Genomic DNA, 14425 nt, shown 5'->3' on the forward strand with positions numbered 1-14425 from the left:
CTATTAATGAACAGCGGGTTAAATTGCTAGCCATTCATCCAGAGTTTGGCTAATGTGGATGAATGATTAATAAAGGAATATTAAGATGAAAGTGCACGATATTATGACTCAAAATCCCGTTTGTATCAGCGATGAAGCAAGCTTAAAAGATGCCCATCAATTGATGCAAAGCCGTAATGTACGCCACCTTCCAGTTATTTCTGAAACCGATGGCCAACTGATTGGGATGTTGACTCATAAAAAAATGATTGCCAGTGTGTTAACTATGCTCAATAAATATGGCCAAGGGGCATTAGACAGAAAAGAGCGTTACACGCCAATTGCCGATATTATGGAAACCCAAGTGCAAAAGTTAGGTTTAGATGAGCCTCTAACGATCGTCGTGCAATACTTTATTGATAATAAGTTAGGATGCTTACCTGTAGTTGATGAGCAAAACAAAGTGCTAGGGATTGTCACTTCATCAGATTTTGTCAAACTGTGTCAGCGACTACTGTTAAAACATAACTAAAGGTAGTATTCCTTTTAATCAGTGATTTACAGTTAGTAGGCCTTATTAATAGGCACTTTTATTAGAAGTGAAACCTTTGAGCTTTTTACACTAGCTATTACAAAAATGGTTCAACGAATAATATCGTTGAACCATTTTTGTATGTGCTTATAAACTACAAGATTAGACATTATTATAGATTCACAGTCATTACTTCAAACCCGAAATCAGTGGCGGGATACCCGGTAAAATCCCTACCGCCGCCATCACTCCTGTGAGTACCACAAACAAAATGCTTGGCACTATCCAGCGGTTCATTTGGGTTAACTTGGAGCCAAAACCTGTACAACTTATTAAACAAAAATTAGTAAGTTAATTTACTCCTATCCATATCAGTAATCCTCATAGATATTTTTACTTGAGTCTAATTTCTAGAGGTTTATGTCGTTATAGATGGTGTTAGTAGATTGTCATTCTTAGAGAGGGGTGAGTATAAGTTATTACGTTGCAGGGTTTTATAATAATTTATGTTGTGAAATTGTTATTGGTGGTGCTAGTATCCTAATTTTTAATACCTACGTAGTATACGTGGGTTAATGGATATAGCCTCGGAAAAGGAATTCTAATGAAAAGATATTTTTCTTTCACTTTACTTGCTGCTGCAATTTTATCTGGATGTGGAAGTGATTCATCTCCCGAAAACGAAATAGAGCCGATTGTTAATTCGGCCCCTCAAGCATTCAATGATGTTGCTTTAGCGCAAAACAATAGTGTGATTACCATAGATGTATTAGCCAACGATACAGATCAAAATAATGATGAATTAACTATCACTTCCATAACTTCTATGCCAACAGTTGGCTCTGCTGAAGTTGTTAATAATCAAATTATTTATACGCCAGAAAACAACGTCTCTCATAGCGATTCAATTACCTATGAAATTTCAGATGGTGAGTTAACTGCACATGCTGAAGTCGCGATAACTGTTAATCATACGATGACATTATCAGGGTTAGTAACGGACTCACCTATCGCCAACGCTTTAGTCTCAGTCACTATGGGGGAGGATGTTTTTGAGGTCGAAGCAGATACTAGTGGTAATTACACATTGCCTATAACAGTTAATGATATGTCTTCATTGATTTTAATTAATGCGAAAGGTAATCCGACGGAAAATCAGGAAGGTGTTGAGCTTATTGCATTTGTTGGTCAAGCAAGTAACTTACTTGTTTTATTAGATGAAGATCGCGCATTGACTAATAAAGAAAATAATAAAACCAATGTGACTCATTTAACAACAGCAACTTATTTGTTGGTTAAAGATAATATTGAAAATAATGAAATCACGAGTGAAGAAGAGTTTAATCAGTTACTTGGAAGTCTTACCCCTTCCCAGCTGATTGAAACAGCTGGTTTCATAAAATTACTTGTTGATAATGATGATTTTGAGATTCCAGAGGGGGAGTCTGTTTTATCACTTTTAGATGCTCAGTTAGTCGAAGGTGAAAACTCAACGACAAGTGAACTCATCGAGGCATACTTAACGGAAAATGGATACGTTGATGAAGATGGTGAAACTACTGAAGCTTATGCAGTCGCTATAAGTGAAGCAATAGAGCAAACGATTTCAGATCCTAATGTGGTAGCACAATTTACAACAGAAAACTTTTCTGACCAAACAATCATTGGATTATTTGGGGCAAAACAAAATTGGAATGAATATCAAGGTATTGGTAAGCAATTTTTAGCAAATGGTACAGGAAAAACTTTTAATACAAATAATTATATTGGCAACATTGCTGAAATAAACTTTACTTGGGACATTGTTGATGGACATTTGCAAGTCATCTATCAGGATGCCACTTCTAAGTCGTACGATTTTATTGCTTATCCATATAATGAATTAGCAACCGATTATAATTTTGAACAGTCCATTATTGATGAGCTCATTGCTGCTCATCACGCTGGGTTTATCGAAGAGTTTTTTAATATAGAAGTTAATTTTGGTATTGCGAATGAGAAATATGTATTGCTATCAAGTACATCGTCTCAGTATCAAGTAAATGTCACGGGAGAGTATTATACTCAACTCAATCTCCCAACGACAGGTTATCCTTGGAGTAACCCTACGCCTCGTGTCCTTGAGCCACTATCAAAGAGTCAAATACTAGTTCATACACCAGAATCTGCGCTTGAAGAAGATTCTCTTACTGAGATGGAAGGTGACTGGGTACTACACTTTGAGGATACTTTTATAGATTACAACAGTTTGCAAGAAGTAACAGAAGTTACTGGGGATGTTGTAACAATTAAAGATACATTAGCTACAGCACGTAATAGTAATCAGCAGTTTAATGCCGCACTGATAAACGGAGTTCTTACTTTAACTGATGGAGCTGTTCAGTATAGATTTACACCTCTTACTTCTGCTGGAAAAGGCTATTTAACTCAAATTGAAAAATGGTCTAACAACAAATTGGACTATGTGTTAGCAAGGCAAATAGCTAAATTTGATACAAGTTATGAGCAATATACAAAAAATATAGCGACTGAGTTACCTATGGTTCAACTGTCATATATTAATAGTAATCAAGAAAGTAATTGGGACGGGGATAAACTAAAGTTCAGTAATGTTTGGGGTTATATATTTAATAAAGATGGCACATTAAATAGAGGCGTCAGCGCCGTTGAGCCAGATCATGATTCGAATGATAATGATATTGGGTATTTCTCATTGGGTGATGACCGATGGACATGGGATAACTCTGGACGAATTGTTAATCATTACCTTTCAACTTTGCAGCTGGAGCGACATAGAATTTGGGAAGTTATTTCTGTAGATGATGATGGACGTGCGTTAGTTTACGAACATTCAACTTACGGTTGGGATGATAATGGTGACGGAGTGGTAGAGGAAAGTGAAACTGGTCAATTAATTCGACCTCGCATTAATACCTTTAAGCTAAATGATTTAAGCCAATGGGAAACTGAGTGGCAAAATACAATTAATCTTGGTTTGCTAGGACAAAGCTCGAATACCGAAGCTAAAGTTACTGAAGCCGAAACTAAAAAACGTGTAAATCTTAATACCCATTAATCGCGATTTATAAATGACATAATTGTATTTTATATCGCAATAACCATAAAAGAAGCTTTGATCTCCCAAAGCTTCTTTTATTTTTTAGTCACATAAAATATTATTTTAATTGTGTCACTACTTCAAACCCGAAATCAGTGGCGGGATACCCGGTAAAATCCCTACCGCCGCCATCACTCCTGTGAGTACCACAAACATAATGCTTGGCACAATCCAGCGGTTCATTTGGGTTAACTTAGAGCTACGTTCTTTACAGCCAATTAAGCCAAGGTTATCTAGCAACATAGTCAATGACCAACCAAATGCAGGGTTAACTAATACCGATGAAAACACCACAATTGCGGCTGACTGTGTGGTTTTACCTTCACGGGTCATTTCCATACCTGCTTCAAGTAAAGGGATAAATACCCCAACCACTAATGCCACACACAGTACTGGCTCCCATATGGCTAAATCCATCGGGTAACCCCAAAGTGCCGCGATAACGCAAAACAATGCAGTGAGTAATGCACCAGCTGGAATAGGGCGCTTTGCAATTGCTGCTGGTACAATATATGTGCCCCAAGATGAGGTAAAGTTCGCTCCCCCCATAATAGAGCCGATAGTTTGACGAATTGATGCTGTGGTCATGGTGTCGTCAATGTTCATGTGTACTTTTTCAGTACGTTCAGGGTAATTAATCTTTTGAAAAACTTGATGACCTAAAAAGTCTGGCGACCACATGGCCACGGCTAGAATGGCAAATGGCAGTACTACCATAAAGCTTTCTAAGGTCGGTAAACCTAGCATCCAGCCAGTATCTTCACCCCACCAATACATAGGGTTCATATTGGGTAAACCTGGAGCTGTATGAAATTCAAATGGTGCTCCCAGAGCAAATGCCAGTGTACCGCCGAGTAGGCAGCTTAGCGGCACGGCTAACCAGCGCTTACGCCAATGTTCAAGTAATGCATACAATATTATGGTGCAGAAAATCACAATGAAAGCGATATGAGACATGCCAATATCATTTGCCCATGCAATGAGTTTATTCACTTGCGAGGCCGTGCCGACAAATCCGAGATATAGCAGCAGTCCTCCGCAAACCCCTTTACTGGTTAGGTTTGCTAGCATACTGCCGCCTTTGCTAATAGCGAGTATCAACCCAAGTGCGCCAATAAGCAGACCAAATGCCATTGGGTGACCACCTGCAGCGACCACAATGGGGATCATCGGGATTAGTGGGCCATGCGTTCCAGCTAAGTTTGCCGTTGGGAGTAAAAAACCTGAAAAAATGACGATAAAGAAGGCGGCAATGATCAGCTCATAACGGACATTTTCTAAGATAAAGCTTTCGTTAAGACCAAGAGAAGTAGCAAAAGTGGTAGCAATAGCACCTACCATTACAACCTTACCAATCGTTGCTGCCATAGCGGCAATGGAGTCTTCTGGTTCGAATCGATAATCTTTCACTGGCAAATTAGGTCGCCAGCGTTTCGGCGCCATAATTTTCAATTCATTTTCTAAATATTCTTCTCTGCTTTCAAACTCAGAGCTGGATTTATGCAGTTGTTGGTAAGTCTGCTGTTGACTCTCTTGTTGCTGAGGACTCTCTTGTTGCTGAGGGCTCTCTTGTTGCTGAGGGCTCTGTTGAGACTGATCGTTTAACTCGGCACTTTTTTGTTCATGCACTGCTTCAGAATTACTGCTCATATCATTCCTGTTGTTCACTCACTAAAAGCGCGTTGTCGACTAATTTAGAGCCAGCTTATCTGAAGCAAGTTAGTAGAGCTAACATTAAAAGCGATTTGAGTCTCAGACATTAGTCGTATAACACAAAAAATTAACATAAATAAAATCAATAGTTTGTGGTTGATTATTGAACGATGTTGAAATATGGATTGCCTGGAGTTTCAAATGACTTCAAGCAAAATAAGCGTGTATAGCAATAAGGGGAATAGGATGGAAGAATCGTTAAAGAACAAGGTTTGGAGTGATTTTTTTTTGCAGCGTTGTACAGATGTAAAATGGTTCAGCGACTGATGTTGCTGAACCATTTTGCAAGCCTTTAAAAGCCGTTTATTAGACTATTGACTCAATAGCGGTTATTGATTAAATAGTGGTTATTGATAGATATCAGCGTCGACCTGTTGCCCTTTAGCTGGACGTGGGACGATTTCAAATGCGCTATCAAATTTAACTGAGATGTCAGCAAGTGTTTGCAGGACTTCACTATTACCTTTTATCTCAGCCTTATTGGCTTTGATTAAATCGGCTAAAGTAGTTTGACCGAGTAATACTTGGTTGATATCAGCTTTGTTAATCTGAAGTGTGGTATCAGCTGTTTTAAACTCGTTAACTTGCACGTTATTCAAATTACCATTTGAAAGTTCAACAAAGTATTTCTCTCCAATATCCTGCACATTAATATTCAAAGTGAAATCAAGGCCATCTGCTTTTTTAGCGACAACTTTAATGGCCATAAAATCAAGCAGGTTTTCTACTGTCATCTCTGAAAGTACGTCAGGTGAAGATGTTTTTGGAGTGCCTGGTAAAGTCCCAACTCGGACTTCTTGTGCGCCAGTTAAAAATATGTTTCTCCAGCCGGCACCTTCTGCTTGGTAACCTTGCTGCTCCCAGTTATCAGCCAATAATTTACGTGCATCAGTGTAGTCATCACAAGTTCGAACAATATGGTCTAACATGACACCAGCAAAGCGGTAGTTACCATCGTCAAATTGCGCTTTAGCTGTTGTATAACCAGCTTCACAACCACCATATGCTTGAGTGAAATGTCTCGCTTCTTCATTCACGGTTAAGCGGTTTAAGTTAGCAGGGTTCATGTCAAAGTAACCTAAATACATGTTGTAAACAGCGCGAGCATTGTGACTGTAGGTACCGTGGTAGCCATTGGTGTGCCAAAGCTGTCGTAATGATTCAGGTAGTTCACTATCGATGGTTGCACCGATATCTTGAATGCCCATTCCTTCGTTTGCTAAGCGCAGTGTTTGATTGTGAACAAAGCCATAGTTGTCACGCTGCTCTTTCATAAAGCTAACGATATTGGTATTGCCCCAAAGCGGCGCTGAGTGTGAGCCCATTAATACTTCAATGTCGCTGCCCCAAGCATTGATCATCAAGTTGATATCTTTAGACCACTTTAGCGAGTCGCGCACTTTTGCGCCGCGTAAAGTGTAGATATTGTGCATACCTTGATAAGTCATCTCACCAGTCCAGATGGTGTTGTGCTTTGGTAGGTAGGCAACATTACCTGAAGGCGCTTCAGTGCCTGCGGTATCCATAAATACAAACGGTACCCCATCAATCTTGTACTCATAAAATTTTTGGTCATCACCAGATGGGAAGGTAACATCGGGCGCTACGAGGGTAATATTATGATCAAGCCCTTGTGACCAACCATTAGACAGTGCAGCATCAACAATACCCGTTTGTGAGGCAGCGCCTAAGGTTGCGCCATATTGGAAGGCGGCACGTCGAGACATGGCATTACCTGCAAGTACGTTTTCATCGACCACTTCTTTTACAAAGTTATGCGGCGCATAAACTTTCACGTCAGGAAAACGGTTTTGCACAGCGCGTGAGCCACCAAAATGATCTGCATGAGAGTGTGAATAAATCATCGCAATGACGGGTTCGTCACCACCTTCTGGTACATTTTTCAAGAAGAAATCTAATGAGCTTTCCATTGCTTTGTCGTGCATCAACACATCATAAACAATCCAACCAGAATCTGACTTGATAAAAGTGGTTGAAGCTAAGTCGGTGCCGCGAACTTGATAAATGCCGTCGGTGACTTGGTATAAACCGTCTGCTGAAAAGTTAGCTTGGCCCTGACGCCATAAAGAAGGGTTGACCGAATCTGGTGATGAATCTTGGGCTTCTAAACCTGAATGTAAGCCTTTGAAACGATCCCGTAGATGTGTACTGGTTTTTTCATCTAATGGAGTAATGAGTCCGCGATCGTTGTCTGCAAACACGCGGGTATCTTCGAAATTGAGTGTTTCAGCGAGGGCCTTGTTGGCATCAATCGTATGTTGCGATGCGGGTTTACCTTTACCTGTTGCAAGGGCTCCAGCTGTGACGTGTTCATGGGCGTGGCCTGCATGTTCATCGTGATTATGTGCAATCGCGCCAGTAGAGATGATTGATAAAATTGAAACTGCAATAATAGATTTTTTCATAGTATTACCCTGACTCATTACCATCCTTGAATCATGTTGCGACTTCGTCCCTAGCCGCGATATGGGTATACTTTACTAAATATAATATTTTTAAAAACAGCGCTAGGTGATAGCAGATATCATTTATAGTGATATCTTGATAGTGGACAATATGATACTTCTTAACCAAAGTGTGGCTTTATTGTTTTGCTTTTTTGACAATGAAATCATGTATGAGTTGAAATCTTTAGTGGCAAAAGGGAACTCAAGAAGTTGTAAATTAAAGGCTTGTTGATATTGCTGAGCAAGGGACTCTGGCACAACGCCAATAGCATCGCTGTACGAAACCGATGCAATCATACCTAGCAGCGATTTATGTTCGCTATATATGGTTCGTTGCGGCAGCACTTCATCGGTTATCCAATCAACAAACTTAAGATTTACCCGAGTGACATCATAGGTGGCATGTTGTTCTAATAAGTAGCTTTCTTTGTTAATGGTACTTGGCGAAATACGAGGGTGATCTTGCCGTGTTATACAATTTAACCTCTGCTTAAAGATAAGCTCTGAATGAAATAAACAGCTTTCTGGCTCTCCGATATCAATCACTAAATCTACTTTTTCATCACGTAAATCATCATAAATAGTTTGTTCATTTGAAGGCAGTTCCATTAACGTCACTGAAGGCGCCAAGTCCTTGAGGCTAATATCAAGGTTTTTTCTGAGCGGGTGGAACATGGCTTCGTGACAATAAATGGTAAACCTTTTAGTGGATGAATAGGGATCAAAATGTTCAATGCCTTCTAGCATACTCTCGATTTCAAGTAGCGGGTTTTGCAGGCGTTGATATAAATCATCAGAAAACTGCGTGGGTTTAATACCGCGACCAGTGCGAGTAAACAACTCTTGATTAACATTGGCTTTTAATCGATTGAGTGCATTACTGATGGCTGATTGAGTTAAATCTAAATGTTCAGCAGCCCGCGTCACCGACTGCGACTCGTAAGCAGCAGAAAAAATACGTAGCAGGTTTAGGTCAAATTTATGTGCCATTTGGTTTATCCACTTTTAAATACAGTTTCATACTGAAGTGAACTTTGAAATCATTCAAGTTTTTAAGTCTAACATTGTTGTTTAAATAGCGAATGGCCTAGCGATAGCGAGCGTTTTAGCTATAGCAAGTGGCTTAGCTATAGCAAGTGGCTTAGTTATAGCCAGTGGTAAATAGCGGTTTTACTCTTTTTGATTAGAACGCTTGGAATTAAACGCTTGTAATTAAATGCTTGTAATTAAATGCTTGAAATTAAGCATTTTAACTTAAGCATTGGCATGTAGGCCCTATGATGAGGGTGCATCATAGGGAAGGTTGTTTATTACTACTAGGGTTAACTATTACCTTGAACAAATTGATCAATTTGATTTTGGGCTAAAGCCTGATCCATGGTTCCTTTAAGCAGTTTGTACATCAAAATAGAAGCATCAATTTCAGTTTTACGGTTAGTTAAGCTTTCAATATTCAAGCCTAACGGGATATTGAGTGGAAGTACTGCCTCCAAGATTTTCAGCAGATTACTATGGTTAATCTTAATTGACTCATATAGCGGATCAGCAGCTGACAAAATTCGTTGGCTGGTGGCTTCGGGAACTGAGACGCCTAGCCAATTGATAAACTCTAGCGTTTTAGCACTACCGCATGGTGAGAATGTTAGGATCACTCGATTTGGTTTAACATTATTTTGTTCACATTCTTTAGCATAACTCGTCAGCATATCAATCGTCGCCTCAGCGTTATACACCGCTTGAGTGATGTAATATTCACAGCCTTGATTAGATTTATTTATTAAACGAATATGTTCATTCTTTTTACTTAAATGGCGCTCGGCAATGGCTACGCCGCCAAGATAAAAATCTTTCGAGTGAGCTGCTAATGTGCTGTAAGCATCTTTTAAAGATAACGAGCTGGTCGCTTGAGCAGAGGGTGAACCCACTAAAACAATATCTTTGACATTGTTTTGATACCAAGCACGAGATAACCACTCAGTAAACTGCTGTTCATCAAGTCCTGCAACACTTTTATATGCGATAACAGGCTTAGCTGATTTTTGATTAATCAGTTGGGCATATGTACCTGAGTCATGAGTGGCCTTAAACGGAAAAGGTCTTGGGGTGTCGATACGACTGGTTTCATCTTGAATGTCATAGATGATCAAACCATCAAAGCTAATTTCGTCGAGACGGGCTAATAATTTATCAGCAATAGTGCTTACCGACTCAAAGTCGGTGTCGATTTTCGGTGGCGTCGTACCAATAAAATAGATCCCGCGGTGATGATCGGACGAACGCTGCTTTAATGATTTTCTCATGTTTTAGCCGTCTAGATGGATATTAGGTTCATTGTGACCTAATTTTTGGCTGTTGTTAAGACTGAACAAGACTAATTTATGTCTAGATGAATAAAATTCTTGAAATTAACTGATCGAAGTCATTTTTAGGTTGGTTTGGCTTAATTCATTCCTTCATTAGTATCTTGGGCATTAAGAAAAAATGGTTCAGCGACGTATGTCGTTGAACCATTTAATTGAAGCGTTTCTTTTTAAGCTTTATTTTAAATAGTGATAGATTTCTAAACTTATAGCTAACTCAATATTAAGTTCGATCTTAAGTATGAATTACTCTACTTCTTCAAAGTACCAGTAACCCGCATTAACCCATGTTGTGAGCTGTTTAACGAGTAGTTCATCATTTAAGAATGGCGAAAGGTCTTCAACCGTTAGCTCTTGGGTATCACATAACAAAGTAATGAAAGCTTCGTTATTGGCTGTTATATCTGCAGCAAGGGTAAATTGCTCACCATTGATATAAAGCACACCATCAGCAACACTTGCTTCAAAGTATAATGTGCGCAAACCGCCTAATTTAACTAGCGGTTGCTGCTTTAATTGCTCAGTGATATCTAAAACTTGAAAACCTAAACATTCAGCAGGTAAATCCAATTCACATTTAGATTGGGTTAAGTATCGTCCGCTAAATTCACTGACGAGTTTGTCATCTAAAGTCGCAAACAATTGTTGTTTGATACGCTCTAAATCACTGTTATTCACAATGCCTGAATTGTTGCTTAAACTGCGATCAGGATCGGCAATCTGCTCATTACATAGGTCTTTGTCGATAATGTGATCGGCTAATGCACTGACCATATCTTTAGCTGATGCGGTTCTATATCCCACTGAAAAGCTCATTGAAGGCTCAAGTGTTACGCCGTCATGAGGGTAGCCTGGTGGCAGATATAAGATATCGCCAGGGAGCAATTCTACATCAATAATGGGTTCAAATGCTTCGGTATGGAGTAGTGCAGGGTGGGCTGCAAATTCCTTGTGTGGTCCAAGATCGCCAACTCGCCAGCGACGTCTGCCTGACCCTTGGCAAATGAATACGTCATATAAGTCGATATGAGGGCCGACTCCGCCGCCCGGTGTGGCGTAACTTACCATTACATCATCTAAGCGCCAGCGAGGGATGAAATCAAAACACTTGAGCAGGTTTTCAGCTTCAGGCACCCAGTTATTCAACGCTTGAACAATTAAGGTCCAGTCTGTTTCGCCTAACTCTTCATAGGATTCAAATGGGCCAAATTCTGCTTGCCATTCATTGTTTTGTTTGAAAACACGTCGAGATTCAACTACGTCTTCACAAGCAAGTCCTGCCATTTCTTCTGGTGAAAGCAGATCTTCAAAGTGTTTAAAACCTTGACGGATCACCAGTGGTTTCTTTTGCCAATACCCTTCAAGGAACTGTTTTGGCGTCATACCATTTAAATCTAATTGCATGTTTATTACTCAGGAAAATTTGCGGCGATCCTAACAAGTATTAGCAATGAGTAATTTGCCTGAGATCATATAATGGCAGATTAGTATTTTTAAATGGCAAGCGGAGTATCGAGCTTAAAATAAAAGCTTAAACTCATCATCCATCGATATTGATACTGTTATTGAGCAGTGAAGATAAGGAGAAATAGACTTCTAAAGGCTGTAGCTAAGCTTGGTATATGTCATTAAGAGAGTAGGTTGTTAGGTAAAGACATAATCGAATGAGTCAGTGTTATATACGGTAAAAAAACATGTAAAACATCACATTAATACATTTTTTACAGACTTTTCTTTTTTAAATCACTATTCGATTTTCATCATTAAGTGTTATTGTTAATAATTATCATTACCAACAAGTTAAGAGTGACGATGTTTGAACTGACGGGACTTCATTTAAGTGCGGAATATCAACCGCTACTAAATCCTCATACGAATGAACTTTATGGTTATGAAGCTCTATCACGTTTTTACACTCAAGATGGTACGGTCATTGCCCCAAATATTGTATTTGAAGAGCTCCATGCACATAACGGGTTACTCTGTGATGTGGAATTAGCCGCTAAATCATTTCAAATTGAACATGCTCCTGAAGAAGGCGTATTGTTTGTAAACATAGATCCACATGCTATTGAGTTTAATGCAGATGAAATGCTGGGCGTATTAAGCCAAAAATGCAGTATTTGCGTAGAAATGATTGAGAATACTTGTATTAATGATGCAAACCTTTCGGCAAGTTTTATTAAAGAACTCGTGAATTATCATATACCTGTTGCTTTAGATGATGTTGGTGCGCCGCACGCAATGCTGTCACTTGATTTAATGAGCCAAGTAAGCTGTTTAAAGTTTGATAAATACTGGTTAGAAACAGCACAGAATCCACAATATCACCATCTAATTACTGCATTATTAAGCTATGCCAAGCAAACAAATAAACTAACAATTTTGGAAGGTATCGAAACTGAGGAGCACTTGAAGTTTGCCAAATCAATTAATGTTGATTTAGTGCAAGGTTTTTTGTTCCAACCACAATTTTTGATGGCAAGTGATCGAGTACCATTGAAGGACATGCTTTCAAAGTCTCATCGAAATAAAGCAATGAGTATACCTGTCCTTGTATAAATCCATAATGAAGAATCAGCTGGATATGTTATAAAAGCTGTTCAATCTTACAGGCCTATATCTGCATTTATGTTCACGTTTTGAATGTCATATATTCGAGTGAACACTTTGATTAGCGGATATTGTCATTATCGGATTGCTAAGATCAAGCGGCCATCATCAAGCTTTTCTCCGAATTCTGCACTATCTAGCTTTTGACCCAGTGGTGATTGAGGAGTAATTACGACTATCTTACCGTCATCGAGTTTTATGCCACCGCAGACAGGCATTAACCAACAGGTCATGCCGCCTTGTAAGGTGATGATAGCACCTAAGGCAATTTCATCTTCTTCATCGAAATCTTTAAACACCATAGCGTTTAAGCGTTTGATCATCACCTCAATATCAGCCACCCGTTGCGATTGTCCATGGGCTAAATACGCCGCTTCTAATCCGATAGTGTCATATTGGGTTTCGGCAACACTTTGCTCATTAGTGGCATCATTATGAGCATCTTCTGCTGCCGCGAGCGCTGTTTGACGTTGGGCAGTTAAGATAGCTAATAAATTTTGCTGTAGTGATTCTTTTTCAGTCATGGCGCTCTAATTGGGATATTGGTTAGTTATGCTTTTAGTGACTTTAAACATTAGTGACTTCAAACGCACGCACGTTACTGACTTCGCTTAATGGACTTGTTACTTACTGGCGTCATTATAGAGTGATAATAAGCTTAACTGGATTTTATCAAATTTATGGTTTCAATATTGGGCTAAATGGCACTTCAACAGGTGTTCAATATAGGATTAAATTCAACATCGTTAATTGAGTTTGTTTTGTCGTTTTAACATCAAATTGGGTCAAATAATGAGTTTAGTAAAACTTTGACTTAACTCTCGATTTTCCTATAACTTTCATAAATTTGTAGCTGTTACCTGCTATTTTAAATAGGATAAAATTAATGATTAGTTAAACTTGATAAGCAAAGAAGGTTTGAAGGAACCTTTAGCTAATATTAGCAAGTGTTTAACTATCACTGAAAGAAAAAGCCCATGGAAGTGGTTGTAGTATTTTCTAAAGTGATTTGAAGTATCAAAGCCTATGAAACAAGTAATGAGTGTGACATCTAACGAGCGCTACGCGGAGCTTTTTGACTCCTTGGTGCGGGTAAGTAAAGGGTTAAATAAAGTCAGTTCTCTTCAGGACATGGCGGCTTTTTTACAAATTGAAACCGATAAATTGTTTCGGCTGACTGATGTATGGATATATATCGTCGATGTTAAACATAAGGGCTGGATTAATCATGTGGCTGGCGTTGGCCCAAATGCTGATGTCATGTCGGGATACGTTCCTCGTATTGATTGCAATACAGACCCCATTTTCAAAATGATGCTTGGTCAACGTAAAATCTTTTACACTGAAGATCTAATGGTTGAGCCTCAAGCTGATCACGATGTTACCCCAAAACTTAATTTACGCACTGTGGTTAATTATCCCTTGTTCGTTGACGCTAAGGCATTAGGCGTGATGGCATTTGGCAGCTTTGGCAAAAAAGTCGTAAAACTATCGCCACTTGAGCTTAATTATTTCGACATCATCACAGAGCAAACCGCACTGACAGTTTCACGAATGCATTTTTTTGATAAATCTCAACAAGATCATTTAACTAAATTATCAAACCGATACGGACTAGAGAAAAAACTCCGTAATTTACGTG

At 39.1% G+C, this 14425-nt stretch carries 10 protein-coding genes; 4 read left to right on the forward strand and 6 right to left on the reverse strand.

The genetic code is table 11. The features are described 5' to 3' along the window. Positions 1-85 precede the first annotated feature (85 nt). Together K5Q58_RS08455 and K5Q58_RS08465 are read left to right on the forward strand one after the other, a co-directional pair. Positions 86-511, forward strand: a complete 426-nt coding sequence (locus tag K5Q58_RS08455; protein ID WP_220753500.1) for an HPP family protein — start codon at positions 86-88, stop codon at positions 509-511. A 604-nt stretch (positions 512-1115) separates the two neighbouring features. Continuing rightward, positions 1116-3587, forward strand: a complete 2472-nt coding sequence (locus K5Q58_RS08465; protein WP_220753501.1) for an Ig-like domain-containing protein — start codon at positions 1116-1118, stop codon at positions 3585-3587. Positions 3588-3704: 117 nt separating this feature from the next. On the opposite strand, the gene K5Q58_RS08470 is transcribed toward K5Q58_RS08465, so the two are convergent. From K5Q58_RS08470 to K5Q58_RS08490, 5 genes are all read right to left on the reverse strand, one after another. After that, positions 3705-5279, reverse strand: coding sequence for a DUF3360 family protein (locus tag K5Q58_RS08470; RefSeq protein WP_220753502.1), 1575 nt, complete (start codon positions 5277-5279; stop codon positions 3705-3707). Positions 5280-5689: 410 nt separating this feature from the next. Then, entirely contained in the window at positions 5690-7768 is a 2079-nt protein-coding gene (locus K5Q58_RS08475) for an alkyl/aryl-sulfatase (RefSeq protein WP_220753503.1), read from the reverse strand. A 123-nt stretch (positions 7769-7891) separates the two neighbouring features. Further along, complete coding sequence (locus K5Q58_RS08480) at positions 7892-8800, reverse strand: LysR family transcriptional regulator (protein ID WP_220753504.1); 909 nt, start codon at positions 8798-8800, stop codon at positions 7892-7894. 332 nt (positions 8801-9132) lie between these two features. Next, positions 9133-10110 carry a methylenetetrahydrofolate reductase gene (locus tag K5Q58_RS08485; protein WP_220753505.1) on the reverse strand — a complete coding sequence of 326 codons (978 nt, stop codon included), beginning with the start codon at positions 10108-10110 and terminating at the stop codon, positions 9133-9135. A 306-nt stretch (positions 10111-10416) separates the two neighbouring features. Then, on the reverse strand, positions 10417-11574 hold the full coding sequence (locus tag K5Q58_RS08490; protein WP_220753506.1) for a cupin domain-containing protein: 1158 nt from the start codon (positions 11572-11574) through the stop codon (positions 10417-10419). A gap of 408 nt (positions 11575-11982) precedes the next feature. Here K5Q58_RS08490 and K5Q58_RS08495 point away from each other — a divergent pair, with 408 nt between their 5' ends. After that, entirely contained in the window at positions 11983-12732 is a 750-nt protein-coding gene (locus K5Q58_RS08495; RefSeq protein ID WP_220753507.1) for an EAL domain-containing protein, read from the forward strand. A 128-nt stretch (positions 12733-12860) separates the two neighbouring features. Here K5Q58_RS08495 and K5Q58_RS08500 read toward each other — a convergent pair whose 3' ends face one another. Then, positions 12861-13307, reverse strand: coding sequence for a transcription elongation factor (locus tag K5Q58_RS08500; RefSeq protein ID WP_220753508.1), 447 nt, complete (start codon positions 13305-13307; stop codon positions 12861-12863). Positions 13308-13809: 502 nt separating this feature from the next. Here K5Q58_RS08500 and K5Q58_RS08505 point away from each other — a divergent pair. Beyond that, positions 13810-14425 (forward strand): GAF domain-containing protein (locus K5Q58_RS08505; protein ID WP_220753509.1); only part of this gene is annotated, 616 nt, incomplete at its 3' end.

Source organism: Shewanella sp. KT0246, assembly GCF_019654955.1.
Lineage (GTDB): Bacteria > Pseudomonadota > Gammaproteobacteria > Enterobacterales > Shewanellaceae > Shewanella > Shewanella goraebulensis.

What these genes read in the sequence shown, in the direction of transcription:
- K5Q58_RS08500 (WP_220753508.1), bottom strand. Translation starts at nt 13,307, where the DNA reads ATGACTGAAAAAGAATCACTACAGCAAAATTTATTAGCTATCTTAACT.
- K5Q58_RS08470 (WP_220753502.1), bottom strand. Translation starts at nt 5,279, where the DNA reads ATGAGCAGTAATTCTGAAGCAGTGCATGAACAAAAAAGTGCCGAGTTA.
- K5Q58_RS08490 (WP_220753506.1), bottom strand. Translation starts at nt 11,574, where the DNA reads ATGCAATTAGATTTAAATGGTATGACGCCAAAACAGTTCCTTGAAGGG.
- K5Q58_RS08455 (WP_220753500.1), top strand. Translation starts at nt 86, where the DNA reads ATGAAAGTGCACGATATTATGACTCAAAATCCCGTTTGTATCAGCGAT.
- K5Q58_RS08480 (WP_220753504.1), bottom strand. Translation starts at nt 8,800, where the DNA reads ATGGCACATAAATTTGACCTAAACCTGCTACGTATTTTTTCTGCTGCT.
- K5Q58_RS08465 (WP_220753501.1), top strand. Translation starts at nt 1,116, where the DNA reads ATGAAAAGATATTTTTCTTTCACTTTACTTGCTGCTGCAATTTTATCT.
- K5Q58_RS08495 (WP_220753507.1), top strand. Translation starts at nt 11,983, where the DNA reads ATGTTTGAACTGACGGGACTTCATTTAAGTGCGGAATATCAACCGCTA.
- K5Q58_RS08485 (WP_220753505.1), bottom strand. Translation starts at nt 10,110, where the DNA reads ATGAGAAAATCATTAAAGCAGCGTTCGTCCGATCATCACCGCGGGATC.
- K5Q58_RS08475 (WP_220753503.1), bottom strand. Translation starts at nt 7,768, where the DNA reads ATGAAAAAATCTATTATTGCAGTTTCAATTTTATCAATCATCTCTACT.